The following is a 24964-nucleotide window of genomic DNA, read 5'->3' as shown; positions in this document are numbered from 1 at the left end:
GCCTCGGCACTGGTCGCCTCCGCGAAGACCATTGACCTGGCGGCGCGCTTCGTGCACCATGTCATCACAGTTGTTCCGTAACAGTTGTGTTGGCTTGTCGACAGGGTCGCCCAACTGGCCGACGCACCAAGGGGGACGCGCTCGTGCCCAAGCAGGTCCGCGATCCCCATGCCCGCGTGCGAGTCATCGAAGCCGCGCGCCGCACGATCGCGGCGCGGGGCTTCAAAGGAGCGACTGTGCGGGCCATCGCTGACGAGGCGGGCGTCTCCACGGGGTTCGTGATGCACTACTTCGCCGACAAGCAACAAGTTGCCGACGAGGTGCTCCGCTACAACAACCGGCTGGCAGCGGCACGCGTCGTGGCCGCCCGCAAGCGCCAGCGCGGCACCAGTGCGGTACTCGCCATGGCTGAAGCCCTCCTCCCTTATGACGAGGAACGGCGCCTCACCTGGCAGGTGTGGGCCGCGGCCTGGTCGGTTGCGCAGCCCGACGAGCCCTCGGCGTCCGAGCTCGAGACCGCGCGCGCCGGGCTCGCGGCCATGCTCGCCGACGCGCTGGGCGAGGCCGTGATCGACGGCGACCTTCCGTCCGGGCTCGACCTCACATACGAGGCCGACCGACTCGAGGTCCTCCTCGCTGGACTGGGCTTGCGCGCCCGCGTCGTTGCCGCAGGTCGTCGACGCCGCGTCGCGTCGCGCATGCTCGCCGACCACCTCGCGGCGTTGGCAGGCGCACCGCTCGTCGAGGTGCCGTCCGGGTAGCCACCGGCCGACGGAAGCCACCTGCGACGAGCCACTCAACCAGTCCTGACCTCAACCCGAACCACCACTGACTTGGACGGGCGACCACGCGGACAACCTCTCGAAGGAGACACACCCGATGTCCAACCCGACCCGACGCCAGTTCCTTGCGGACGCCGGACGACTCGGCACCGCGGCCGCCGTCACCGCGCTGCTCCCGAGGCTGACCGCTCGGCCGGCCGCGGCCGCCCCTGGTGGCCGGTCGGTAGCCGTGTTCGGTGCGGGTGTCGCCGGCCTCACCGCGGCGCATGAGCTCGCCGAGCGTGGCTTCGCGGTGACGGTGTACGAGCGCTCACAACACCTCGGCGGCAAGGCTTGGTCGATCGACGTGCCCGGGTCGGCCACCGGCGGGCGGGACCCCTTGATGGCCGAACACGGGTTCCGCTTCTTCCCCGGCTTCTACTTCAACCTCGGCGACACGATGCGCCGCACGCCGCTGCCGGGCGGCGGAACGACCTACGACCAACTCGTGCGCGCCTCGACCTACCGCACCGCGCTCGAGGGCCGCGCCGACCTGACCGTGCCGCTGTCGCTCCCGCCGATGGGCTACACGCCGGACGCCTTCGAGCAGACGGTGCTCGCGGCGTTCAAAGAGCTGTCGCTGTTGCCGGCCGATGAGGCCGCGTACTTCGTGGCGAAGCTGTGGACGTACGTGTCGAGCTGCGACGCCCGACGCCTCGGCCAATGGGAGTACGTCAGTTGGAGCGACTTCATCCGTGAGTCGGACATGTCGGCCGAGTACCGCAAGATCGTCTCGCGTTCGCTGGTCCGAAACCTCGCGGCCACCAAGTCGAGCGACGCGTCAACCCACGCCATCGGCCTGGTCGGCCTGGCCACCGTCATGAGCATCATCGGGCAGGGCAACGACGTGAACGGCACCGTCGACCGAGTGCTGAACGGCCCGACCAGCGAGGTGTGGCTCCGCCACTGGGTCGACCACCTCACCAGCCTGGGTGTCACGTTCAACCTCGGCACCACGATCACCGGGCTCGACGTAGCCGACCGAGCCATTACCGGCGCGACCGCGGCCGACGCGTCAGGCGGCATGCACCAGGTCACCGCCGACCACTACGTGTGCGCCATCCCGTGCGAGCGCATGGCCGCGCTGCTCAGCCCGCAACTGCTCGCCGCCGACCCGTCGCTCGCGGGGATCGCCAAGCTGAAGACCGACTGGATGAACGGCTTGGTGTTCCACCTTCGAGAGCGTCTCGACCTCACCAACGGCCACGTGAACTACGTCGACTCGCCGTTCGCGGTGACCTCGATCAGCCAGGCGCAGTTCTGGAAACGGGACCTCTCCCAATACGGCGACGGCACCGTGAAGGAGTCCTTCTCCACCATCGTCTCCGACTGGGTCACCCCCGGGATCCTCTACGGCAAGACCGCCAAGGAGTGCACACCCCAGGAGATCGCGAACGAGGTCTGGGCCCAGATCAAAGCCCATGTGAACGACACCGGGGTCGTGCTGAGCGACGACATGTTGCACTCGTGGTATCTCGACCCGGCGATCATCAACCCCGGCACGTCGGGTGTCACCAACGACACGCCCCTGTTCGTGCAAGACCCGGGCGGTTGGTACAACCGCCCGACGTCGACCACCAAGGTGCGCAACCTGTTCCTGGCGGGCGACTGGGTGCAGACCAAGATCAACGTCACCACCATGGACGGCGCCAACCAGGGCGGCCGCACGGCTGCCAACGGCGTGCTCGACGCCGCGGGCTACTTCGGCAGCCGGGCCAGCGTGCATGGCCTCTACGTGCCGCCCGAGTTCGAGCCCTTCCGCGCCGCCGACGCCTTCGCGTATGCCGCCCGCCAGCCCAACGCCTTCGACCCCGACCACACCCGGCCTTGACCAAGCGCCCCTGATGTGCGCGCACTTCGCCCGGAAGCGGGACTGCACAGCGGGGGGTGTATCGTTGGTGTATGGCACGCACCAACATCGACATCGATGATGAGGCGTGTGCCGCAGTCATGCGGCGTTACCGGTTCGCCACCAAGCGCGAGGCGGTCAACTTCGCACTCCAGCATCTGGCGTCGGAGCCCCTCGCGCTCGATGAGGCGCGCGCCCTGCGCGGCTCGGGCTGGGACGGCGACCTCGAAGACATGCGCGCCGGTCGCGTCGCCACGTGATCCTGATCGACACCTCGGCGTGGATCGAGTTCCTCCGCGACACGGGAAGCCCCGTCTGTCAGCGAGTTGACCAACTGTTGGGTGAATCGATCGCATGCACCGACACGGTGCGCATGGAAGTGCTCGCCGGCGCCCGCGACGAAGGCCAGCTCCAGCAGCTGACCCGCCTCCTGGCACGGGCGGAGATGCTCGCGACCGAGCCGGTCCATTACGACGCCGCCGCGCAGATGTACCGAACGTGTCGCCACAACGGAGAGACCCCGCGCAAGCTCATCGACTGCCTCATCGCTGCCGTGGCCGTCGCCAACGGCGCACCCGTGCTTCACCAAGACGCGGACTTCGACACCCTCGCCCGGCATACGAGTCTCACTGTCGTGGCATAGCTGCGAGCACCGGGCGAGCCAGGCCGAGCGTGCGGAAGTATGGTGTTTGGTATGGCGACACGCAAGGTCACCGTCACGATCGACGAATCGCAACTGGAGAAGATCCGCGGGCTCGTGACGGCGGGCAAGGCGGCGAGCGTGTCGGGGTACGTGCAGGGCGCCGTCGCGACGTCGTTGGATGATGTGGCCGGCTGGGGAGCCATGCTCGCCGAGGCCCTGCGCGACACCGGAGGAGCGCTCACCGACGACGAGCGCGCCTGGGCCGACGGGATCCTCGACCCGGGCCCGCAGACCAAGCCGCGTCGACGCCACTCCGCCGCGTGAGCGCGGGGGTCACGCTCGACGCGGGCGGGCTGATCGCCCTCGATCGTGGAAATCGACAGGTGATCGTCTTGCTCGCAAGGGCTGCGGAGACGGGGGCCACCGTGACCGTCCCCGCGACGGCCCTCGCGCAGGCGATTCGAGATCCAGCGCGCCAGGTTCGCCTCGCCCGACTCCTGCGCCAGCCCACCACCTTTGTCGCACCGCTGGATCGCGTGTCCGCCACCGACGTGGGGCGGCTCCTCGCTGCCAGCGGCACCGCCGACATCGCCGATGCCCACGTGGTGATCTGCGCACACGAGGCCGACCAGCACGTCGTGACCTCCGACGCCGTCGATCTCCACCGCCTCGACCCGGATCTGCGAACCGTCAACGTGTGACTACGCGGCGGGCCGTCGAGCCTGCGCCGTCGAACCGCCTCGCGCGCGCGTCCAAGTCACCACGCCGTGTCAGCACAGGATGACATGGACCGGCCGGCACCGTCGGTCTCGAACGTGGCTGAATCGGGCGCAAGTGGAGTGGAGACCCTTGGCACCCACGTGTCTCATCTCTGTCCGGCGATGGCCGATGGATCACGATGACGCCATCCGTCACCGCGCCACGGCCGAGCCACCGCGAGCGGATGGCACGGCTGGCCGTCTCGAGCCCGCCTGAGCTCGGCCCTGTGGTGCTCCGGCGCGTGGTTGGTTCGCGCGTGGCCGACGTCGGATGTGGCGCGGGACTCTTCGGCTACATGCTGCGTGCCGCATGGCACCGCACCGGCTCTTGGTCGGAGGAGGCAGTACCCGAGCCCGACGAACTGCTCGGCATCGACTACTCAGAGCTCGCCGTCGATCTGCTCTCCCACGGCCACGTTTACGACCGTGTACTCCACGCCGACGCCGCCACGCTCCCACTCGACACGAACGCCGTAGACACCGCCATGTCAATGGAGAACCTCGAGCATCTGCTTCCTGACGAGGTGCCGAATGCGATCGCAGAACTCGCTCGCGTCGCGCGACGACGAGTGGTCATCAGCACACCAGCGCCATGGCGCGTCGTCCCGCGGCCGTGGGTGCGCAGCCAGCTCCACCACCTGTCGAGCGAGCCAGGGCCCATGCCTCGCGACGAGTTCCTCCTTCGCTCGGGGCAAGTGCACAAGAGCGTGCTCTTGCCCCGCCAGATGCGACGCGTCGGGTTCCACTACCGCACGTTCCTCGGCTCTCCTCAGATCACCGCGGGCTCGATCGTGTACTGGGCCGATGTCCCTGACTTGGACCTTCGCAACCTCGGGGCCGTGCGGGGCATCCGTCACGACCTACCTCGCGCCGAATCCGACTGCTCCGATTTCCGTCCGTCATACCGACGGCTGCTAGAGGGGGCGTCGGACCTTGGCGTCAGCCATCGCCAGCCTGTTCGAACGACACTCGGCGAGATCGCCAAGCCGCTGAAGCTAGCTGTCCGCCCGCACAGCGCCGAGGGTTGATCGGAGCCCGCCCTCGCCGGGCGATCGACCGCCGGCAGTCCGCGTCGGCCGGTCAGCGAATCTCGGTCACGGCCATCACTGCGGACCGCAACCCCGCGGTCCGCGCACCGATCCGTTGACGCCGACTAGACCGCGGTCCCGCCAGGCCTCGGACGGAGTCGACCGCAAGAAGCCGAACACGCCACAGCACCACTAGCGGCCAACCAATCAGCGCTCGCGTCCGCCCACCCGTCCGACGAAAGCAGCGGACGGCGTTCCGCGCGAGGAGTGCATCCTTTTGCGCGCGAACGTCGAGGCGTCCACCGATGTGGGCGATGCGCAGCTCAGGGTCAATTGATACCTTCCGCCCATGGCGGCGAAGTGTGTGGAACCACTCCGACTCCTCCCAATACATGAAGTACGTCTCCGGCAACGGACACGATCGCAGCAGATCAGTACGGCACGCGACGACCACTGCGGCGGCGGCTTGGATCGGCTCCGGTCGGCTTGGCCGACGCCACTTCTGCACACCGAACGAATGGCCCGCAAGCAACGGCTTGTCCGGTAGCAGGAGCCACTCGAGCGCAAAGCGCCACAACGTCAGAACTGGCGCGACCGTCCCCACCACCCGACCGCAATCGTCATGGACTGCCGGTACGACGACATCCGCCTCTCTCGCGGCAAGGATGCGGCCCAGACCGAGGACGACGTCGCCGGTCAGGGCCGCGTCGTCGTTCGCGAACACGACGTTTGCTGTCGCTGTCTGCGCCACACCGAGGTTCACCGCCGCCGCGTAGCCAGGGTTGCCCAGAACTGGCACGACCCGAGCGCCGTGATGCTCCGCAACCGTGCGCACTTCACGGTCGTCGTCAACGTTCATCACGACCGTGTCGATACCGCCACGTTGCAACGACGGCAACGTGCGCAGGAGCGAGTCAGGCCGGTGGTAGGCGACGATCACGACACTGACCGAATCCACAGCGCGTTCCCTCATCCGACTACCAGCGAGCTCACGCCCGGCACTGGCGCGGCACGACTCTCGAGTTCCGAGGCACGCTGTTGGCGGAGCCAAAACCACAAGCTGATGCCGGCCGATGTGCCGTAGCCGCTGAGCGCACCAAGCCCCGCTCCGCTCAGACCCCATCGGTGAATCGCGATGGTGTCCACGCTCACCATGACCGCGACAGCCGCGATCGACGCGGCCGCGCGCACGCCTGATCGGCCGTGCGCGGTTAAGTCCGCATTCATAACTCGTGCCATGCCCAGGGCCGCGGCGGCAGGAGCGAGCCAGCCCACCAACGGTGCTGCGTGCCGAAAGGCGTCGCCGAAAACCAGTGGCACTGTCCACCAAGCCGTCGCTGCGAGGCCCGCGGCAGCAACGGCCGCTGCTACCGCAGTGCACAGCATCAGGGCTCGGGACGACCAATCTCGTTCCGCCGCAGCGCGTGGCAGAAGAGCGGTCGCCACCGAGTTCGGGAGCAGTAGCGCTGCCTCCCCCACCGCACTCGCCACGGCATATATGCCGGCCGCGGGCAGCCCGAGCCAGAGCGCCACGAGCAACACGTCGACGCGCAGCGCCGCGAAGGTGATCAGATCGCCGATCGCACCGGGGAGCCCAAAGCGCAGGGCACTGCGATACGTCTCGTGTGCGTCCGAGGATTGGTCTGCGCCAATCTGCAGGAGTCGCACGCACGAGACCGCGGGGATGAGGTTCCCGACGGCAGCACCCGCCAGGAACCACGAGACCGATGACACCTGTGCAACCCAGAGAGCGAGGGACCAGAGCAGGTACACCCCGCCACCGAGCAACATCCACGCTGCCATGCGCCTCAGTCTGAGCATGCCGGATGTGATTGCCACGCCGAGCATCGAAATCACCCAGGACAGCGCGAATAAGATTGAAACGAGCGCCTCGGAGTCGAGCCCGCCGGTGAGTATGGGTTCAACTGCAACCGCCGCAACCGTCAACGCGACCGCAAGGCACACGACGACTCGCAGGTGATGCCTGACGATACGTCGGACCTGCGAATCCACACCGCCTGCCCTGGCCACAGTCCGATTGATCCAATACTCGAGACCGCCTGTCCCAAGCGAGCCAACCCCTGTGGCGACCAGCACCCACAGCGCATACGCGCCCTTCCCGCCCGTTCCGAGTGCCCGCGCTCCGACCGCGCCACCTAGTCCGGAGATCAACGTCGATCCGATCACCGCCGCGCTTGAATAGCCGAGCTGGTGGCGCAGGCGTGTCCGTGTTGCTCTCATCTGCGCGTCTCACACAAGACGAGGTCGAGCAGCTGGTTCAGGTTGCTTGTGAATCGATCGTGATTCCGTACCGCGCGTGCACGTGCAGCCAGGCCCAGTTCGCGACACCGTTCCGGCGACTCCAACTCCCGAAGAGCGGCTTGCCATTGTCCTTCGTGATCGGGCTCCACGAGCAGGCCGTCCACGCCATGCTCAATCTGCTCGGGAAGCCCGCCGACAGCGGTAGCCACGGGCACGGAGCCCAGCGCCTGGGCGAGCGCCACAGCGCCGCTCTGCGACGCGTGCCGATACGGGAACACGCAGGCTGTCGCGGCCTCGACGATGTGGACGAGCTCCGCGGCCGAGAGGAAGCGGTTGATCGCGGTCACCCGGTCAGTGCCGGTCGCCCCCACGCCCGCCGCGAAAAACTTCCACTCCTGGCTGGCGTCCGCCGCGAGACGGCCGAATTCGTCACCACCTTTGTACCCACGGCCGACCACACCGAAATGCAGGGCAACCTTGCGAGCGACTGGGTGATGTACTGCCGCCTCCCATCCGGGCGGCAGAATCCCCACCTGCGCTGGGAGTGGCCAGACCACGACGTCATCGACGCCCAGCCGATCCGCCACGTACTCGCTGTGCGCGATGGTCAACGTGCTCCGTTCCAAGAGTGCACGGAGGCCAGCATTCGAGCCGCCAGAGCGGTCGTGATGCTTGTGATCGTGCACAACGAACACCAGTGTCGCGCCTACGTCACGTGCGGCCTCGTGCACCCTGCGCTCGACTGAGGGAATCACGAAGTTCTGCACGATCACGACTTCCGGACGGCACTCATGAATGACTCGGACTGCCTGTCGGATGAGCGCGAGATGAGCGGTCAACCGGGATCGCCGTGCCGGCGGAGTCTCCACTGTGAACGCGCCAGGCTCGATCTCTCGCCCCGGGCGAGTCGCAACTCGCACTTCCGCACCGCCGTCGGCCAATCCCGTCGCCCAAGCCTGCGTGCAGTGGGCCACACCACCTCGCCCCAGCCAGTCCACGATCAGAATGGATCGCCCGCTGCTCACAGCACCCGTTCGCGCGCGGCCCGAACGAGCCCCGTCCACGCCCCCACCGTCCATCCGCCCGACACGGCCATCGCGGCGATCGCTGCCACCGGTCCAGAGCGAAAGGCCATCTCCTTCTCCTGGCGATCCTTCGGCCGAATCGAGACGGCAGCCCCAATCCACACCGCTACGCCCGCGGAGCGTCGGAAGCGGGGGCGAGCGACCATCGCGGCCGCACCAAGCGCAACGGCGAGCGCGCCGACCGGCAACGCAGCAAGGGCAGCCAGCTGCCGGGGCTGGGGCTTGTCGCCGGTTTCACGCCAGTAGCGGACCTTCCACTCGCCGAAGCGGCGGTATTGGCGGTACAGGTCGCCGAGGGTGGCGCGCGGGATGTAGCCGACGGGGATCGAGTCGTCGAACCAGACCGAACCGCGGGTCGACATGCGGCGGTTGAGCTCGAAGTCCTGGTTCGTGCCGAAGCGCTCGTTCCAGCCGCCGATGGCACGCAGGTCCTCCGTGCGGAAGAACCCGAGGTACACCGTGTCGGACGGGCCGCTCGAAGCACCGCGCCGGTAGCGCGACATGCCCATCGTGTAGCGGTTGTTCAGCGCTCGAGCGATGCCTTCACCAACCGCGCCGGGCTGCGGTGGCACCGCCACTTGGGCGCCGCCCACCACCGCACGGTCGGGGTGCGCGGCCAACACGCCCACGCAGGTGCGCACGTAGCCGGGCGGGATGAGGCTCCGCGCGTCGACCCGGCAGATGTAGCTGCCCCTTGCGAACGCCAGGCCCATGTTGAGGTTCGAAGGCGTGGAGCGCGCCGGGTTCTGCACGACCTGCGTGCGGCCGAACGGGAGCGTCGCCAAGACCTGTTCAGCCAGCTCGGCAGTGCCGTCTTCGGATTCGCCGTCAACGACGATGACCTCGAGGCGGCTGAGCGGCCAGTCCTGCCCGGCCACGGCCTCGAGGCACCGAGCGAGGTGCTGCACTTCATTGCGGGCGGGGATCACGACCGAAACCAATGGCTCGTGGCCGGCCATCGCGACACCCTCCGCAGGTGCACGGAAGGCCTTCACCGGCCCTGCCTCCCTAGCACGCTGCGCAGGGTGCGACCGATGATCTTGAGGTCGAAGCCGACGCATTGGTGGCGCAGGTAGAAGAACTCGTACTGGAGCTTCTCCAGCGCGTCGGTCTCGTCGCCGGCGTACCCGTACTTCACCTGCGCCCAGCCGGTGAGGCCGGGGTGGACGAGGTGGCGCAGCTGGTAGAAGGGCAGCTTGTGGGCCAGCTCGTCCACGTACGCGGGCTGCTCAGGTCGGGGGCCGACGACGGCGAGCTCGCCCCGAATGATGTTGACCACCTGGGGAAGCTCGTCGAGGTGGCTGCGCCGCAGCAGACGCCCGAACGGCGTGATCCGGGGGTCGTCTTCGGCCGTCCAGGCGTCTCGGTCATGTTGCGCCTCGGCCGCGCCCGCGGGCGCGGCGGCCATGGTGCGGAACTTCACGATGGAGAAGGTGCGTCCGCCGCGCCCGACCCGCTCCTGGCGGAAGAACAGCGGGCCGCGGTTGGCGAACAAGTTGCCGAGCGCCACCAGCGGGATGGCCACCACCAGCGCGGCGAGGCCGGCGATCGCGAGCGGCAGGTCGACCAGGCGCTTGAGCCGGGCGTAGCGAGCCTGGTGCACTTCGCCGATGTCGAACAGCAGTGACGTGCGCTCCAGCTCCGACACGGGGAGCTTGCCGAGCCACTCCTCGTAGAACAGCTCCAGTGTGCGCACCCGCACGCCACGCTGGTGCAGGTCGGCCACCTGGGCCACGATCGTCTCCTCGAGCTGCGCCGCATGGTCGACCACCACCACAGTGGCCTCCTTGGCGCTCACCAGCTCCGCCACCGGCCGACTGCCCGGACCGGCGGCACCCGCCCTGGCCTCGGCGATCTCCAGCGATCCCACCACCCGGGCCGGGCGCTCCGCTTCGCCGTTGAGCTCGAACAGCAGAGTGACGACCTCGTTGCGGTCCGCCACCACCACGACCCGCTCGCGGTGCTCCGCGCGCCCACGCCCGGCGTTTGCAACCGTCTGGCAGGCGAGGTTCCACGGGATCAGCGCGAGCGCCGAACCGAACACCACAAATCGGGGAAGCAGCGCGTCGCCCGCGGCGAGCTGCAGGATCGCCATCGCGAGCGCCGCGCCCAGCGGGGCCACGACTGCGGCAGCCACTGCCCGACGGCGGGTGCGCACCAGGTCGGGCAGGCCGAGCCCGTAGGCGGCAAGGGCGAGCAACACCACGAAGGCCGCCGACCACGCCATGCGCGGCGAGGAGTGCCACGAGTACGGAACAGCGGCGACCAGCGCCGCGTGGACCTTGGAAAGCGCGAGCACGACTGCGGCCGCGCCGCCATACACGCCCATCCTGGCCACACGTCGCATAGACGTCCTGTCGGCAGGACCACCTGCCGCGAGCATGGGCCAAACGGACTATTCGCCGCCTGGCCCGGCCGTCGACTTCCGGAGAGTTGTGGGGCCATAGACCCCAAGACGCTCCGACGTTCAGGACTGGAGGAGGGGTGCCAGGAACTGCCCGGTGTGGCTCTCGGGCGTCTTGGCGACGAGCTCGGGCGGGCCCTCGACGACCACGGTGCCGCCGCCGTCGCCGCCCTCGGGCCCGAGGTCGATCAACCAGTCGGCGGTCTTGATCACGTCGAGGTTGTGCTCGATGACCAGCACGGTGTTGCCCTGGTCGGTCAGCCGGCTGAGGACCGTGAGCAGCTTGCGGATGTCCTCGAAGTGGAGGCCTGTGGTGGGCTCGTCGAGGATGTAGATCGTGTGGCCGGTCGAGCGCTTGGCCAGTTCGCTCGACAGCTTGATCCGTTGCGCCTCACCGCCGGACAGGGTGGGCGCCGGTTGGCCGAGGCGGATGTAGCCGAGGCCAACGTCGACCAGCGTCTGCATGTGGCGGGCGATCGCCGGCTGGTTGGCGAAGAACTCGAGCGCCTCTTCGCACGACAGGTCGAGCACTTCGGCGATGTTCTTGCCCTTGAAGGTGATGTCGAGCGTGTCGCGGTTGTAGCGGGCGCCTTTGCACACCTCGCACGGCACGTAGACGTCGGGCAGGAAGTGCATCTCGATCTTGATGGTGCCGTCGCCGGCACAGGCCTCGCACCGACCGCCCTTCACGTTGAAGGAGAACCGCCCGGGCAGGTAGCCGCGCACCTTGGACTCCTGCGTGGCAGCGAACAGCTTGCGGATGTGGTCGAACACCCCGGTGTAGGTGGCGGGGTTGGAGCGTGGCGTGCGGCCGATGGGCGACTGGTCGATGTTGATGACCTTGTCGAGGTGCTCGAAGCCCTCGACTGTCTTGTGCAGCCCCGGCACCACCTTTGACCGGTACACCTTCTGCATCAGGACCCGCAGCAGGATGTCGTTGACCAACGTGGACTTGCCCGAGCCGGACACGCCGGTGACGCTCACGAAGCACCCGAGCGGGATCTCGACGTCGATGTTCTGCAAGTTGTTCTGCCGGGCGCCTTTGACGACCAGCCATTGGTCGCCGGGTTGCCGTCGGACGTCGGGTACCGGGATCGACTTCTTGCCGGAGAGATACTGACCGGTCAGCGACTCACGAGCCTTCAACAAGCCCTTGACCGGCCCGCTGTAGACGACGGCGCCGCCGTGCTCGCCGGCACCGGGACCGATGTCGACCACGTGGTCAGCCACGTTGATCGTGTCCTCGTCGTGCTCGACCACGAGGACCGTGTTGCCGAGGTCACGCAGCCGCACCAGCGTCTCGATCAACCGGTGGTTGTCGCGCTGGTGCAGCCCGATCGACGGCTCGTCGAGGACGTACAGCACGCCGACGAGGCCCGACCCGATCTGGCTGGCGAGCCGGATGCGTTGCGCTTCGCCACCGGCCAACGTGCCCGCCGAACGGCCCAGCGTGAGGTAGTCGAGGCCGACAGCCACCAAGAACCCGAGGCGAGCGTTGACCTCCTTCAGCACCCGCTCGGCGATCAGGCGGTCGCGCTCGGACAGCTCCAACGCCCCGAGGATCTCGGCCGCCTTGCGGATCGACACCGAGCACAGGTCGTTGAGGTTGTGGCCGTCGACCGTGACCGCGAGCGACAACGGGGCCAGCCGGGCGCCCTCGCACGCCGGGCACGGCACCTCGCGCATGTAGCCCTCGATCTGCTCGCGGGCCGAGTCGGACTCCGACTCGCTGTGGCGCCGCTGGAGCCACGGGATCACACCTTCGTAGCGGGTGTCGTAGCTGCGGGCACGGCCGTAACGGTTGCGGTACGTGACCTTGAGCTTGCGCTCGCCCGCGCCCTCGAGCAGGACCTTGCGCTGCTTGGCGTTCAGCGCGCCCCACGGCGCGTCGAGGTCGATGTCGAATGCCTCGCCGACCGACTCGAGCAAGCGTTGGAACCAGCGGTTGTGGCCGCCCGCCCACGGCGAGATCGCGCCGTCGCGCACGCTGAGGTCGGGGTTCGACACCACCAGCTCCGAGTCGACCTCGAACCGGGTGCCGAGCCCGTCACACTTCTCGCAGGCGCCGTAAGGCGAGTTGAACGAGAAGTTCCGCGGCGCCAACTCGTCGAAGCTGCCGTGACCGTTGGGGCAGGCGGCGTGCTGGGAGAACGTGAGGGTCTCGGGCAGGGCGCCGTCGTCGGCTTCGCCGCTCCGGGGCACGAGCTCGACCTCGGCGACGCCGTCGGCCAGGCGCAGCGCGGTCTCGAGCGAATCGGTGAGACGCCGTTCGATGCCCGCACGGCGCACCAGCCGGTCGACGATCACCTCGATGGTGTGGTTCTCGTAGCGGGCCAAGTCGACCTTGTCGGCCAGGTCGTGCAGCTCACCGTCGACGCGGGCGCGGCTGAAACCCTGGCCCGCGAGGTCGGCCAGCAACGTCTCGTAGTTGCCCTTGCGACCCCGGACGACTGGTGCCAGCACCTGGAAACGGGTGCCTTCGGGGAGCTCGAGGACCCGGTCGACGATCTGCTGGGGCGTCTGGCGCTTCACCGGGACCCCGCACTCGGGGCAGTGCTGCACGCCGATCCGTGCATAGAGCAGCCGCAGGTAGTCGTAGACCTCGGTGATCGTGCCGACCGTCGACCTCGGGTTGCGAGACGCCGACTTCTGGTCGATCGAGATGGCCGGCGACAGGCCCTCGATGAAGTCGACGTCGGGCTTGTCCTGCTGGCCGAGGAACTGGCGGGCATAGGCAGACAGCGACTCCACGTAGCGCCGCTGGCCTTCGGCGTAGATGGTGTCGAACGCCAGCGACGACTTGCCCGAGCCGGACAGCCCGGTGAAGACGATCAGCCGATCGCGGGGCAACTCGATCGAGATGTTGCGGAGGTTGTGCTCCCGGGCCCCCCGCACCACGAGGTTGCCGGACGTCGAGGGGGCCGCGGCCTGTGCCGTCGACCGAGATTGCCGGGTCGCCATAAGGCGCCCAGCCTACCGGGTCACCGGTGGCGCGTGCAGAACGTTTGTTCGGCCTCGGGGTCGGTCGAACTCGCTCAGCTGCGGACGTAGCGGTCGACGTCGACCGACAGGCCGAGGAACGACAAGCGCACGCGACCCGTGCGGTGGAACCCGGCGACCTGCGCAGGGGCCGGGGTGCCGCTGTGGACGAGGCCGAACGTGTCCGCTCCGCTCGCCCCGACCACCTCTGCGGCGCCGCGCAAGGTGCCGCCCGACCCGATCGTCAACAGCTCCCGGCCCCCGGTGAAGGCGCCGCCCTCACGCCACAAGTGCGCGAACGACTGGTCCGCGACCAGGACTTGTTCCGGTTGCGCCTCGATCTTCGGCACGTCGCGTGCCACGTCGTGCGTCCGCGCGGAGGTCCACGCCACACCCAACGAGGTGATCGCCACGGCACACCCCACCAGCGCCGTCCGCTCCCGCCGCCCGAGCGCGGCCAGCGCCGGCATCGCGGCCACCGAGAGCACGAAACCGGTGCACAGCACGTACCGCCCGCCCCACTGAGGGAGCGCGCCACCGGTGAACTGGAACAGCCAGACCACTGGCAGGGCCGCCACCGCCGCGAGCACCGCGACCCGGGTCTCGAACCGTGCACCGCTCACCGCCGCCCAGCAGCCGAGGACGGCGAGCGGCGTGGTCACCACCAGCCCCGGGACGAAGCCCAAGCCACCACCCACGACCGTCAGGTAGAGCAACACGAGCAGACCCGCGGCGCCCAGCCGCATGAGGTGCGACGCGTCGCGCCGCGTCGCGGTCCAGGCCAACACCAGCACGACCAGGCCGATGCCGACTCCAACCAGGACCACCTCGCCGTCGAACGATGCCCGCGACCCGAACGTCGTGACGAGCCCCTCGCGAACCCGCTCCGCCAGACCGTCTCCGCCACCGGCGGCGGTTCCCGCTGCCCGGCCCGCACGGATGCCGGAGCCGACGACAAGGTGCTCGAGGCGGGCGTTGCCCAGCCAGAACAGCACCACACCGAAGCCCGAGCCCACACCGATGCGCCACGCATCGCGGATGCGACGACGCCCCAGCGCCACGAGCCCTGCCGCCGCCGTGAAGGCAGCCCCGTAGACGAGAGCTTCGGTGCGCATGGTGGCCGCAGCGCCGAACGCGCACCCTCCCGCCAACCCGAGCAACCAGATGCGGCGCGGCGGGCGGGCCTTGTCGGCCAGCAGGTCGACCATGGCGACGACACCCCAGGCCATCAGCGCGAGGCCGAGCGTGTGCTCCCACAGGTCGAGCGCGTAGATCGTGACCGGCGAGGCGAGCCCGACCAGCCAGAACGCCCACCAGCCTGCTCGGCCGTCCGCGCCGAAGCGTCGGGCGAGTGCCCGGGCGGTGAACGCGCAGGCCACCGCCCCCAGCATGGGCAACAGCAGCGCCAGGCGCTCGCCCCCCAACCGGTACAGCGGTTCGGCTGCCAGCAGCATCGGCACCGTGGTGGCCTGGATCCACTTGCCGTCGACATACGTCGTGTACCAGAGGGGGTGGTACGTGCCGTCTGCGTCCCACCTGGCCGCCCAGTAGCCGACGTCGATGTCGGTGAACGAGCCGCGCTGGTCCATCGCGCGCAGGGTCGCGACCTTGCCGCCGGTGTCGGTACCGAGAAACCCCTTGGGGGCGTTCAGCAGCGATAGGCCGAAGTAGGCGATCAGGAGGACCAGCCCCGCCGCGAACGTCCTCGCCCAACTCCGGCGCCGGCCCGACCAGTGGTCCACGATCGTGCGGCGGCCCCCACCCGCTGCTTCCTCGGCCGAGCGCGCGGCCGCCGTGTCGAGGGGGCCGGCCGCATCCGGCGAGTCGAGCGTGGACGTGGCGGGGCGTGCCGTGGTCGTGGTCACCCCCGACCCGTCGGCCGGCCCGCCCCGTTGTTGAACGCCGCTCTACCGCGCCGCGGCGACGTCGCGCAGCTCGCGCTTGAGCTCTTTGATCTCGTCGCGGAGGCGGGCCGCGTACTCGAACTGGAGCTCGGCGGAGGCGTCGTGCATCTCCTCTTCGAGCGTGCGGATGAGCCGCTCGAGCTCGTCGTGCGGCAGCTCGGCGTAGTCGGGGCGCTTCGCCTCCGGCCGCGCCCGCTCACGACGACGACCACGGCCGGGCGTCGGCGCGCCTTCGTCGGGCCGGAGGCTCGCCAAGATGTCGCTCACCGCCTTGACGATCGTGGTCGGGTTGATGCCGTGCTCGGTGTTGTAGTCGACCTGGAGCTTGCGCCGGCGCATCGTCTCGGAGATCGCCCGCTGCATCGACGGGGTGACCTTGTCGGCGTACATGATCACTTGCCCGTCGATGTTGCGGGCGGCCCGGCCGATGGTCTGGATCAGCGAGGTCTCCGACCGCAGGAAGCCTTCCTTGTCCGCGTCGAGGATCGCGACCAACGACACTTCGGGAAGGTCGAGGCCCTCGCGGAGCAGGTTGATGCCGACCAGCACGTCGAACTCGCCGAGGCGCAGATCGCGGAGGATCTCGATCCGCTGCAGGGTGTCGACCTCGGAATGGAGGTAGCGCACGCGCACGCCCAGCTCGAGCAGGTAATCGGTGAGGTCCTCGGCCATCTTCTTGGTGAGGGTGGTGACCAGCACGCGGTCGCCGCGCGCCACCCGGTCGTTGATCTGCTCGAGCAGATCGTCGATCTGGCCTTTGGTTGGCTTGACGATCACCTCCGGGTCGACGAGGCCGGTGGGCCGCACCACCTGCTCCACCACCTGGCTCGACATCTGCAACTCGTAGTCGCCAGGTGTGGCCGACAAGAAGATGCACTGGTTGATCCGCTCGGACAGCTCCTCAAAGCGCAGCGGGCGGTTGTCGGCCGCGCTCGGCAGGCGGAACCCGTGTTGGATCAACGCCTCCTTGCGGGTGCGGTCACCCTCGTACTGGCCGTGCAGCTGCGGCACGGTCTGGTGGCTCTCGTCGATCACCAACAAGTAGTCGTCGGGGAAGAAGTCGAGCAGCGTGTGAGGTGGCTCGCCGTAGCTGCGCCCGTCGATGGGGCCCGAGTAGTTCTCGATCCCGTTGCAGTAGCCGACCTCCTGCATCATCTCGAGGTCGTACTGGGTCCGCATGCGCAACCGCTGGGCTTCGAGCAGCTTGCCCTCGGCCTCGAACTTCGCGAGCTGGCGCTGCAGTTCGTCCTCGATGCGCACGATCGCCTTCTGCATCCGCTCCTCGGACGCCACGTAGTGGGTGGCCGGGAAGACGATCAGCTCTTCGAGCTCCGTGATGCGCTCGCCCGTGAGCGGATCGACCACCACGATCGACTCCACCTCGTCGCCGAAAAGGCCGATCCGCACCGCGGTCTCGTCGTAGGCGGGGTGCACCTCGATGGTGTCGCCCCGCACCCGGAACTTGCCTCGGGTGAGGTTCATGTCGTTGCGGTCGTACTGCATGTCGACCAACTTGCGGAGGATCGCCCGCTGGTCGTGCTCCTCCCCTGGCCGCACCACCAGCAACTTGTCGCGGTACTCCTCGGGCGAGCCCAACCCGTAGATGCACGAGACCGAGGCGACCACGATCGTGTCGGGCCGGGTGAGCAGCGCGGACGTGCTCGAGTGGCGCAGCCGGTCGATCTCGTCGTTGATCGAGGCGTCCTTCTCGATGTACGTGTCGCTCGACGCGATGTAGGCCTCTGGTTGGTAGTAGTCGTAGTAGCTGACGAAGTACTCCACCCGGTTCTTCGGGAAGAACTCCCGGAACTCGTTGGCGAGCTGCGCGGCGAGCGACTTGTTGGGCGCCAGGACCAGCGTGGGCTTCTGCACCTGCTCGATGGTCCAGGCGATGGTGGCGGACTTGCCCGAGCCGGTGATGCCCAACAGGGTCTGGTACTGGTCGCCCCGGAGCACGCCTTCGCTCAGCTTGGCGATGGCCTGCGGTTGGTGACCGGCCGGAGCGAACTCGGACACCACCTCGAACTTCGGCATGCCCCCCAGCCTACGGATCGCCTGTGACACTCCCCGTTCTGGGCTGCTTTTGACGCGTCCCAGCGCGTAAGAAGCAGCCCAGAACGGGGAAAGTGGGGTGGGGTCGGGAAAGGTGGGGACGGGACGGGGGCGTTACCAGGTGAGGTCGAGGACCTCGCGCATGGCGGCCTCGAAGGCGGCGTCGTCGAGGGAACTGCGGGCACCGGTGACCATCTCGGCGTCGGCGCCCACCGGGCACCGCAGCGGGCAGGACGGGTCTTCGATGGCTGCCGCCACGGCGTCGGCCACGATCTCGGGCCCCGGGCGTCCGCCGCCGGTGAGCACCTGGTCGACCCCCGACAGCTGGCGCCGCAGCTCGTCGTAGGGCGCCTCCTCGCCGATCGGCGGTTGGCTCTGCATCCCCGGCGCGATGAACCCGGGCTCGATGATCACCACGCGAATGCCGAAGTGGCCGAGCTCGTAGTACAGGGCTTCAGAGACGGCCTCCAGCGCGGCTTTCGATGCCGCGTACGCACCGCCGAGCGGCTCGGTGACCCGGCCCGCCACCGACGAGATGTTCACGATCACGCCTGAGCCTCGCTCGCGCATGGCCGCCACGAACGCCTGCGCCACCCGCACGACACCGAGCACGTTGGTCTCATACAACTCCCGGAACCGGGCCACGGGCACCCGCTCCACGGGCCCACGCTGGTTGATCCCGGCGTTGTTCACCAGAACGTCGACCGATCCGATCCGCGCGGCGAGGCGGGCGACCGACTCGTCGGAGGTCACGTCGAGCGCGTGGCGCTCCGCCACGTCGAGGTCGTCGAGCACCTCTGGACGCCGTGCGGTGGCCACGACCTCGTGACCGCGCGTCGCCAAGTGCCCCGCGATGCAGCGCCCCATCCCCGACCCCGCGCCGGTCAACAACACCCGCATCGTCGTCACTCGCCCTCGTCGGTCCGCTCGGCCGGGGCCGTGGTCAGCGCCAGCAGCTTCGGCCAGAGGTCCTCGATCTGGGCCTCCAGGTCACCGACAGTGCCGGAGTTGTCGATGACGAAGTCGGCCGCCGCCAAGCGCTGCTCGCGGCTGGCCTGCTGTGACATGCGCGCCCGGGCATCGTCGGGACGCATCCCGCGCTGCTGCACGAGGCGGTGCAAGGCGATCTCGGGATCGACGTCGACCACGATCGTCGCAGCCTGGTCAGCCCTCCCCGACTCCACCAGCAGCGGCACGTCGAGGATCACGATGTGGTCGGTCTCGGTCTCGGCGGCCAGCCGCTCGGCGATCTCCACACCGACCGCGGGGTGCACGATGGCGTTCAGGTCGGCCAGCGCCTGGGGGTCCTTGAACACCAGGTCGGCCACCGCCTGGCGGTCGAGCTGTCCATCGCCGCCGACGATCGCCGGGCCGAACCGCTCGACCATGGCCTCGAACACCGGCATGCCGGGCTGCTGGAGCTGCTTGGTGATCGCGTCGGCATCGATCACGACCGCGCCGCGCGCGGCAAGCCGTGTGGACAGGGTGGATTTGCCGGATCCGATGCCTCCGGTGAGCCCGATGACGACCACTGCGCCAAGGTAGTGGCTCGGTAGGTGCGCGAAACCACTCACGAATGACCCCTCGCGGCCGATTCGTTCCCCGAGCCCGGACCGACACTCCGGGTCCCGGATCGAGGAGGCCAAAGGTGCAACGTCGAGCGAACGTCCTGGTGCTGGTGGGCGTGGCCGTGGTGCTGATCGGAGGGGTGTTGCTGTGGTCGACCACCCGCGACAGCGGCGGCAGCAGCAACACCGCCACCGTCCCCGTGTTGGTGGCGACATCCAACATCTCCCAAGGCACCACCGGCGACGACTTGATCTCGTCGGGCCATGTGGCGGTCAAGAACGTGCCGGTGTCGCAGCGGTCCGCGACCGCGTTGAGCAATGCCGGATCACTGAGCGGCCAGATCACCATCCGCAGCATCAGCAAAGGTGAGCAGATCGGCTCCGACTCGGTGCGCACGCAGTCCCTGCGGGCCCAGGCGATCAGCATCCCGAAGGGCAAGAACGGCGTGGCCGTGACGTTGCCCTTCACGGCGGCGGGTGGCGGCTACGCCGGCGCCGGTGACGTCATCAACCTGTACACGTACCAGTTGCCGTCGGACCCGGGCTCGCCGTTGCCGGTGTCGAAGCTGCTCGTGTCGAACGTGACGGTGCTCGACGTGTCGCAACAGGTGGCACCCGCGGTCGACACCAACGACGTGACCACCGCCCAGAACGGCGCCACGACGCCTCGAGCCGAGGGCCAGAACCTGACCTACCTGCTCGCCCTCACCCCTGAAGAGGCTGAGCACGTCGTGTTCGCCACTTCGCTGAACCACCTGTACTTCACGATCGTCGCCAAGGGCAACGCGCCCGCCAGCACTTCCGGCGTCCAGTACAGCAACCAGCTCCCGAAGGGTTGAGCGGACAGATGCGAACTCCACGACTCCTCGTCCTCGACAAGGGTGAGACCCTCGCGGCGCAGGTGACGACGGTCGCCGAAGACCTCCAGCCTGCGCCCGAGGTGGTGGCCTGCACCCAACCGGCCAACGTGGGCGACGTCCTCACGGACGACGGCCCGTTCGACGTGCTGATCGCCGGCCCCGGCCTCAGCACCCGCGGCGGCCTGACCCGCCTCCGGGTGATCCGCGAAGAGCTCCCCGAGATGCCGGTGGTGCTGGCGTTCAGCCGCCGGCCTGACGCCACGATCCGCGAGATCGTGCAGGCCGGTGCTGTCGACCTCGTGCAGCTCCCGTCCGAGGACAAGGATCTGCTCGTCGCCATCGAGCGGGCGCTCGCCATCTCGCTCGTCTCGCGGCTGCAGGAACCGCCGCCCCCGGCCGTGGTGGCTGCACCCGTCGTCGCCGCCGACAGCAACCCGTCGGCCGCCGCCGCGGTTCCCCGCCAGCCCGGCAGGATCATCACGATCACGTCGGCCACGGGGGGCTGCGGCAAGACGTTCTTCGCCACCAACCTCGCGTACTTCCTCGTGCACCACACCCAGAGCAAGGTCTGCATCTTGGACCTCGACCTCCAGTTCGGTGAGGTGTCGACGGCGCTGCGGCTGCGACCGAAGTACACGATCTCCGACCTGCTGGACGGCGAGGCCGCCGGCGAGCTCCGCATCGACGAGCAGGTCGAGGACTACACGGTGACCCACGAGACCGGCATCCACGTCCTGGCCGCGCCCCGTGACCCCTCTGAAGCCGATCGGATCTCGCCGCCGGAAGTCACCCGGGTGCTCGAAGCGGCACGCGACCACTACGACTGGATCATCGTCGACACGCCCCCCGCGCTGTCGGAGGTCGTGCTCGCGGCCTTCGACCTGTCCGACGAGCTGTACAGCATGGCCACGCTCGACCTCCCCAGCGTGCGCAACATGAGCGTGTTCCTGTCGACGCTCGAGCGGCTCAAGATCTCCAGCGACAACGTCCGCCTGCTGCTCAACAAGGCCGAGACCGACGTGGGCATCGACGTCGAACAGGTGAGCCGCATCTTTCCGAAGGGGTTCGACGCAGTCCTCCCCTACGCCAAAGAGGTGAGCCGATCGATCAACGTCGGCATGCCCGTGATGGCGAGCTCGCCCGACTCGGAGGTCAGCCGCCTCATGGTCGGCGGCCTCAAGCGTCTGCTTCCCCCAGAGGCGCAGGCACAGATCGATGCCGAAGCCGCGCCCACCAAGCGCAAGCGCTTCCGACGCAACCGTTGACGCGCCCGCTGCCCATCCAGACGATGCGAACCCCTGAGAAGAGGACATTGCGATGAAGCTCTCTGAGAAGCTCGCCGCCATCGAGGAGGAGGGCCCGGCTCCCACCGAGGGCACGAGGTCCTCCAACCGGAGTCCGGCGGGGACCCTGCGGGCCGGCGCGGCGAAGACGTCGGGCAAGGCCGCGACCGACGCCGGCGGAGGTGCCAGGCCGGGCACCGCGCGGACCGGCCGCGACGCCTCGTGGGAGGCCACGAAGCGCCAAGTGCGGGACCTCGTGCTCGAAGAGCTCGCCCCCCGCATGGCGTCGCTGTCACCCGAACAGGTGGAGAGCGAGCTCGTCGAGGAGCTGGGCCGCATCCTCGACCGCGAAGACGTCGAGGTCACGACCGTCGAGCGGCGCAAGTTCGTGCAGGAGATGCTCGCCGACACGCTCGGCTACGGCCCGCTCGACGCGCTGCTGCACGACGAGAGCGTCACCGAAGTCATGTGCAACGCCCACAACGACATCTGGGTCGAGCGCGGCGGCAAGCTCGAGCACACCGGCGTGCGGTTCGCCGACGACGCGCAGTACCGCCAAGTGATCGAAAAGATCGTGTCGGCCGTCGGCCGCCGCGTCGACGAGGGATCACCCATGGTCGACGCTCGCCTCCCCGACGGCTCCCGCGTCAACGCCATCATCCCGCCGCTGGCGATCCACGGATCGGTGCTCACGATCCGGAAGTTCGCCACCGACCCTTACACGGCCAAGGACCTCATCAACTTTGGCACGTACACGCTCGGCCTGGTGCAGGTGCTCGAGGCGTGCGTGCGAGGCAAGCTCAACATCTTGGTCTCGGGTGGTACGGGCACCGGCAAGACCACCAACTTGAACGTGCTGTCCTCCTTCATCCCCGAGAGCGAGCGGATCCTCACCATCGAGGACTCCGCCGAGCTCCAGCTCCAGCAGGAGCACGTGATCAACCTCGAGGCACGGCCACCCAACGTGGAAGGGCGCGGCCAGGTCGCCATCCGCGACCTGGTGCGCAACGCCCTCCGCATGCGCCCCGACCGCATCATCGTGGGTGAGGTTCGCGGCGCGGAGGCGCTCGACATGCTCCAGGCCATGAACACCGGCCACGAGGGCTCGATGACCACCGTCCACGCCAACTCCACCCGTGACGCGATCTCGCGTCTGGAGACCATGGTGTTGATGGCCGGGTTCGACTTGCCCGTACGGGCCATCCGCGAGCAGATCGCATCGGCGGTCGACATCATCATGCAGGTCGACCGCATGCCCGACGGCCGACGTGTGGTCACGGCGGTGACCGAGGTGCAAGGCCTCGAAGGCGAGGTCATCTTGCTGCAGGACCTGTTCTCGCTGCACCACGATCGCAACCGGCGCGGCGACACTCCCGGCGCGGAGCTCGTCGCCACCGGTCTGCGCCCGAAGTTCCTCGAAAAGCTCAAGGAGCAGGGCATCGAGCTGCCGCTCAGCGCCCTGCGTCCACCGGTGCCGGCGCCGCCGTCGGTGCCGAGCCGACGCACCAAGCCGCCGACACCTCGCGCGCTGGTGGAGCAGGAGCGCCTGCGATGAGCTCGCAACTGATCGCTGCCGTCGTCGGTGTCCTCGGGGGCCTGACGCTGCTGGCCGCCGGCCTCGTCCGGCGCTCCGAGCGCCAAGACGACTGGTTGGCCACGGTCCTCGACCTCCCCCACGGCGAGAGCGACGTCGACGTGCAGGACGTGACCGAGAACCACAGCCCCGTGGTGGAGGGCACGGTCGGCTTCGCCGAGCGCATCGTGCAGCAAGTTGACGCCAAGGGCTCGCTCCGCATGAAGCTCCAGCGTGCACGGATCCCGATGAAGCCCGGCGAGTACGTGGTCATCGTCGGCTCGATCGGCGTGATCGCGGGCGCGCTGGTCATGGCCATCACCAGCCACTGGTGGATGGGGCTCCTCGTGCTCGCCGCCTCGCCGCTCGGCAGCCACGGCTTCCTCGAGTACAAGGTCAACCAACGCCGCAAGGCGTTCGAGGCCCAGCTCCCCGATGCGCTGTCGCTCATCGCCGCCTCGCTCGCCGCCGGCCACACGTTCCTGCGCAGCATCCAGATCATGTGCGAAGAGGCCGACGAGCCCCTCGCCAGCGAGTTCGCCCGAGTCGTGTCGGAGACCCAGCTCGGCGACCCGCTCGTCGACGCGCTCGATCGCATGGCCGAACGGGTTGGCGTGGAAGACGCCCGCTGGATGGTGCAGGCGATCCGCATCCAGCAGGAAGTGGGCGGCGCCCTCGCCGACCTCCTCGACACGCTCGCCGAGTTCATGCGTGCCCGTGAGGAGGTCCGCCGGGAGGTCAGCGTGCTGACCGCCGAGGGCCGGCTCTCGGCGTGGATCGTCGGCGGGCTGCCCGTGTTCGTCTTCTTCGCCGTGCAAGTGACCTCGCCCGGCTACATCAACCCGATGTTGAAGGGCTGGGGCTACTTCTGGCTCGGCGCAGCCGCAGGGTCGGTCGCCGCCGGCGTCGCTCTCATCCAGAAGATGTCGAAGATCAAGGTCTGAGAGGCTGCCAATGGATCCCCTCCTGATGCTCGGTTGCGCCGTGGTCGCGGCGGGCGGGACCGCCGTCGCCGTCGGCGTGGTCGACAGCCGTGTGCCGGTCGACGCCGACCTCGAGAGCTACCTGCGGAGCCTTGACGAGGAGCCGTTCACCGGCCCGACCGACGAGTTCGAACGCCTGCTGACCACGCCGTTCCTGCAACGGGTGCTGCGCCCGCTCGGGTCGTCGATCGTCGGGCTGCTGTCGCGGGTGATGCCGTCGAACTACCGCGACACCGTTCGACGCCAGCTCGCGTACGCCGGGCTGGCGGGCACGTGGCGACCCGAGGAGGTCATCACCGCCCAGCTGCTGCTCGCTGGGGTCGGGCTCGTGATCGGGCTCGTGCTCGCCGGCACCGGCGTCGCCAAGGACAACATCGCCATGTGCGCCGTGATCGGGCTGCCCCTGCTCGGCGCGCTGTACCCACGGGTGGTCGTCAGCCGCAAGGCCGACGAGCGCCAGGAGTCGATGCGCGACGAGCTCCCCGACACCATCGACCTGCTGGCGATCAGCGTCGAGGCCGGGCTCGGCTTCGAAGGTGCCGTCGCGATCGTGTGCGACCACTTCAGCTCGCCCCTCTCGCACGAGTTCGCCCGCATGCTCCAGGAGATGAGCCTCGGCCTGACGCGGCGCGAAGCGCTGCAGAACATGCGCCGGCGCACCCGGGTCCCGGAGCTGTCCAACTTCGTCGTCGCGATGACGCAGGCAGACGCGCTCGGCATGCCCGTCGGCCAAGTGCTCAAGACCCAGGCGGTCGAGATGCGCAAGAAGCGCCAGTCGCGAGCACGGGAAAAGGCCGGCAAGCTGCCCGTGAAGATCATCTTCCCCCTGATCATGTGCATCTTCCCGGCGCTGTTCGTGGTGATCCTCGGGCCCGCCTGGCACGGCCTGACCCACATGTTCGGCTGACGCCG

At 68.7% G+C, this 24964-nt stretch carries 22 protein-coding genes; 12 read left to right on the top strand and 10 right to left on the bottom strand.

What is annotated here, in order from left to right; all coding sequences use genetic code 11:
* The first annotated feature begins 143 nt into the window (after nucleotides 1-143).
* The 7 genes from VHA73_07590 to VHA73_07560 all read left to right on the top strand — a co-directional run bounded on the left by VHA73_07590 (nucleotide 144) and on the right by VHA73_07560 (nucleotide 5099).
* Entirely contained in the window at nucleotides 144-761 is a 618-nt protein-coding gene (locus VHA73_07590; protein HVX17880.1) for a TetR/AcrR family transcriptional regulator, read from the top strand.
* A gap of 118 nt (nucleotides 762-879) precedes the next feature.
* On the top strand, nucleotides 880-2652 hold the full coding sequence (locus VHA73_07585; protein ID HVX17879.1) for an FAD-dependent oxidoreductase: 1773 nt from the start codon (nucleotides 880-882) through the stop codon (nucleotides 2650-2652).
* A 71-nt stretch (nucleotides 2653-2723) separates the two neighbouring features.
* A complete protein-coding gene (locus tag VHA73_07580; GenBank protein ID HVX17878.1) occupies nucleotides 2724-2930 on the top strand; it encodes a type II toxin-antitoxin system VapB family antitoxin in 207 nt (68 codons plus the stop codon).
* Complete coding sequence (locus VHA73_07575; GenBank protein HVX17877.1) at nucleotides 2927-3313, top strand: PIN domain nuclease; 387 nt, start codon at nucleotides 2927-2929, stop codon at nucleotides 3311-3313. Before VHA73_07580 ends, VHA73_07575 begins: the two co-directional genes overlap by 4 nt.
* Before the next feature lie 51 nt (nucleotides 3314-3364).
* The gene (locus VHA73_07570; protein HVX17876.1) at nucleotides 3365-3637 is read left to right on the top strand and encodes a hypothetical protein; all 273 of its coding nucleotides are present in this window, start codon (nucleotides 3365-3367) and stop codon (nucleotides 3635-3637) included.
* Entirely contained in the window at nucleotides 3634-4014 is a 381-nt protein-coding gene (locus VHA73_07565; GenBank protein HVX17875.1) for a hypothetical protein, read from the top strand. The genes VHA73_07570 and VHA73_07565 overlap by 4 nt, the downstream gene beginning before the upstream one ends.
* A 197-nt stretch (nucleotides 4015-4211) precedes the next feature.
* Nucleotides 4212-5099 carry a class I SAM-dependent methyltransferase gene (locus VHA73_07560; protein ID HVX17874.1) on the top strand — a complete coding sequence of 296 codons (888 nt, stop codon included), beginning with the start codon at nucleotides 4212-4214 and terminating at the stop codon, nucleotides 5097-5099.
* A gap of 52 nt (nucleotides 5100-5151) precedes the next feature.
* Here the strand turns inward: VHA73_07560 and VHA73_07555 are convergent, their stop codons facing one another.
* From VHA73_07555 to coaE, 10 genes are all read right to left on the bottom strand, one after another.
* Nucleotides 5152-6057 (bottom strand): glycosyltransferase, encoded by a 906-nt coding sequence (locus VHA73_07555; GenBank protein HVX17873.1) that lies wholly within the window; start codon nucleotides 6055-6057, stop codon nucleotides 5152-5154.
* A gap of 11 nt (nucleotides 6058-6068) precedes the next feature.
* On the bottom strand, nucleotides 6069-7340 hold the full coding sequence (locus VHA73_07550; protein ID HVX17872.1) for a polysaccharide biosynthesis C-terminal domain-containing protein: 1272 nt from the start codon (nucleotides 7338-7340) through the stop codon (nucleotides 6069-6071).
* Complete coding sequence (locus tag VHA73_07545; GenBank protein HVX17871.1) at nucleotides 7337-8440, bottom strand: glycosyltransferase family 4 protein; 1104 nt, start codon at nucleotides 8438-8440, stop codon at nucleotides 7337-7339. Before VHA73_07545 ends, VHA73_07550 begins: the two co-directional genes overlap by 4 nt.
* The gene (locus VHA73_07540; GenBank protein ID HVX17870.1) at nucleotides 8383-9405 is read right to left on the bottom strand and encodes a glycosyltransferase; all 1023 of its coding nucleotides are present in this window, start codon (nucleotides 9403-9405) and stop codon (nucleotides 8383-8385) included. Before VHA73_07540 ends, VHA73_07545 begins: the two co-directional genes overlap by 58 nt.
* Nucleotides 9406-9437: 32 nt before the next feature.
* Nucleotides 9438-10775, bottom strand: a complete 1338-nt coding sequence (locus VHA73_07535) for a sugar transferase (GenBank protein ID HVX17869.1) — start codon at nucleotides 10773-10775, stop codon at nucleotides 9438-9440.
* Nucleotides 10776-10913: 138 nt separating this feature from the next.
* Nucleotides 10914-13811, bottom strand: a complete 2898-nt coding sequence (uvrA, locus tag VHA73_07530; protein HVX17868.1) for an excinuclease ABC subunit UvrA — start codon at nucleotides 13809-13811, stop codon at nucleotides 10914-10916.
* A gap of 74 nt (nucleotides 13812-13885) precedes the next feature.
* Nucleotides 13886-15694: a hypothetical protein gene (locus VHA73_07525; GenBank protein ID HVX17867.1), complete on the bottom strand. Its 1809-nt coding sequence runs from the start codon at nucleotides 15692-15694 to the stop codon at nucleotides 13886-13888.
* Between the two features lie 42 nt (nucleotides 15695-15736).
* Nucleotides 15737-17767 carry an excinuclease ABC subunit UvrB gene (gene uvrB, locus VHA73_07520; protein ID HVX17866.1) on the bottom strand — a complete coding sequence of 677 codons (2031 nt, stop codon included), beginning with the start codon at nucleotides 17765-17767 and terminating at the stop codon, nucleotides 15737-15739.
* Nucleotides 17768-17899: 132 nt separating this feature from the next.
* A complete protein-coding gene (locus VHA73_07515; GenBank protein HVX17865.1) occupies nucleotides 17900-18685 on the bottom strand; it encodes an SDR family oxidoreductase in 786 nt (261 codons plus the stop codon).
* 5 nt (nucleotides 18686-18690) lie between these two features.
* Complete coding sequence (coaE, locus tag VHA73_07510; GenBank protein HVX17864.1) at nucleotides 18691-19317, bottom strand: dephospho-CoA kinase; 627 nt, start codon at nucleotides 19315-19317, stop codon at nucleotides 18691-18693.
* 116 nt (nucleotides 19318-19433) lie between these two features.
* On the opposite strand from coaE, the gene VHA73_07505 reads away from it, so the two are divergent.
* From VHA73_07505 to VHA73_07485, 5 genes are read left to right on the top strand one after another with little or no spacing between them, the layout of a single operon-like run.
* Complete coding sequence (locus VHA73_07505) at nucleotides 19434-20192, top strand: RcpC/CpaB family pilus assembly protein (GenBank protein ID HVX17863.1); 759 nt, start codon at nucleotides 19434-19436, stop codon at nucleotides 20190-20192.
* An 8-nt stretch (nucleotides 20193-20200) separates the two neighbouring features.
* On the top strand, nucleotides 20201-21478 hold the full coding sequence (locus tag VHA73_07500) for an AAA family ATPase (protein ID HVX17862.1): 1278 nt from the start codon (nucleotides 20201-20203) through the stop codon (nucleotides 21476-21478).
* Nucleotides 21479-21530: 52 nt separating this feature from the next.
* Entirely contained in the window at nucleotides 21531-23051 is a 1521-nt protein-coding gene (locus VHA73_07495; protein HVX17861.1) for a CpaF family protein, read from the top strand.
* Nucleotides 23048-24013, top strand: coding sequence for a type II secretion system F family protein (locus VHA73_07490; protein ID HVX17860.1), 966 nt, complete (start codon nucleotides 23048-23050; stop codon nucleotides 24011-24013). Before VHA73_07495 ends, VHA73_07490 begins: the two co-directional genes overlap by 4 nt.
* Before the next feature lie 10 nt (nucleotides 24014-24023).
* Nucleotides 24024-24959: a type II secretion system F family protein gene (locus VHA73_07485; protein HVX17859.1), complete on the top strand. Its 936-nt coding sequence runs from the start codon at nucleotides 24024-24026 to the stop codon at nucleotides 24957-24959.
* The last annotated feature ends 5 nt before the right edge of the window (nucleotides 24960-24964 follow it).

The organism is Acidimicrobiales bacterium, from assembly GCA_035547835.1.
Classification (GTDB): Bacteria; Actinomycetota; Acidimicrobiia; order Acidimicrobiales; family Iamiaceae; genus DASZTW01.
Note: the sequence above shows the minus strand (reverse complement) of the source record. Positions and strands in the feature narration are given on the sequence as shown.

Bases quoted from the DNA above. Each gene is read 5' to 3' on its own strand.
- VHA73_07585 (HVX17879.1), top strand. From the start codon at position 880: ATGTCCAACCCGACCCGACGCCAGTTCCTTGCGGACGCCGGACGACTC.
- VHA73_07580 (HVX17878.1), top strand. From the start codon at position 2,724: ATGGCACGCACCAACATCGACATCGATGATGAGGCGTGTGCCGCAGTC.
- VHA73_07570 (HVX17876.1), top strand. From the start codon at position 3,365: ATGGCGACACGCAAGGTCACCGTCACGATCGACGAATCGCAACTGGAG.
- VHA73_07560 (HVX17874.1), top strand. From the start codon at position 4,212: ATGACGCCATCCGTCACCGCGCCACGGCCGAGCCACCGCGAGCGGATG.
- VHA73_07550 (HVX17872.1), bottom strand. From the start codon at position 7,340: ATGAGAGCAACACGGACACGCCTGCGCCACCAGCTCGGCTATTCAAGC.
- VHA73_07545 (HVX17871.1), bottom strand. From the start codon at position 8,440: ATGGACGGTGGGGGCGTGGACGGGGCTCGTTCGGGCCGCGCGCGAACG.
- VHA73_07540 (HVX17870.1), bottom strand. From the start codon at position 9,405: ATGGCCGGCCACGAGCCATTGGTTTCGGTCGTGATCCCCGCCCGCAAT.
- VHA73_07535 (HVX17869.1), bottom strand. From the start codon at position 10,775: ATGGGCGTGTATGGCGGCGCGGCCGCAGTCGTGCTCGCGCTTTCCAAG.
- uvrA (HVX17868.1), bottom strand. From the start codon at position 13,811: ATGGCGACCCGGCAATCTCGGTCGACGGCACAGGCCGCGGCCCCCTCG.
- uvrB (HVX17866.1), bottom strand. From the start codon at position 17,767: ATGCCGAAGTTCGAGGTGGTGTCCGAGTTCGCTCCGGCCGGTCACCAA.
- VHA73_07515 (HVX17865.1), bottom strand. From the start codon at position 18,685: ATGCGGGTGTTGTTGACCGGCGCGGGGTCGGGGATGGGGCGCTGCATC.
- VHA73_07500 (HVX17862.1), top strand. From the start codon at position 20,201: ATGCGAACTCCACGACTCCTCGTCCTCGACAAGGGTGAGACCCTCGCG.
- VHA73_07495 (HVX17861.1), top strand. From the start codon at position 21,531: ATGAAGCTCTCTGAGAAGCTCGCCGCCATCGAGGAGGAGGGCCCGGCT.
- VHA73_07490 (HVX17860.1), top strand. From the start codon at position 23,048: ATGAGCTCGCAACTGATCGCTGCCGTCGTCGGTGTCCTCGGGGGCCTG.
- VHA73_07485 (HVX17859.1), top strand. From the start codon at position 24,024: ATGGATCCCCTCCTGATGCTCGGTTGCGCCGTGGTCGCGGCGGGCGGG.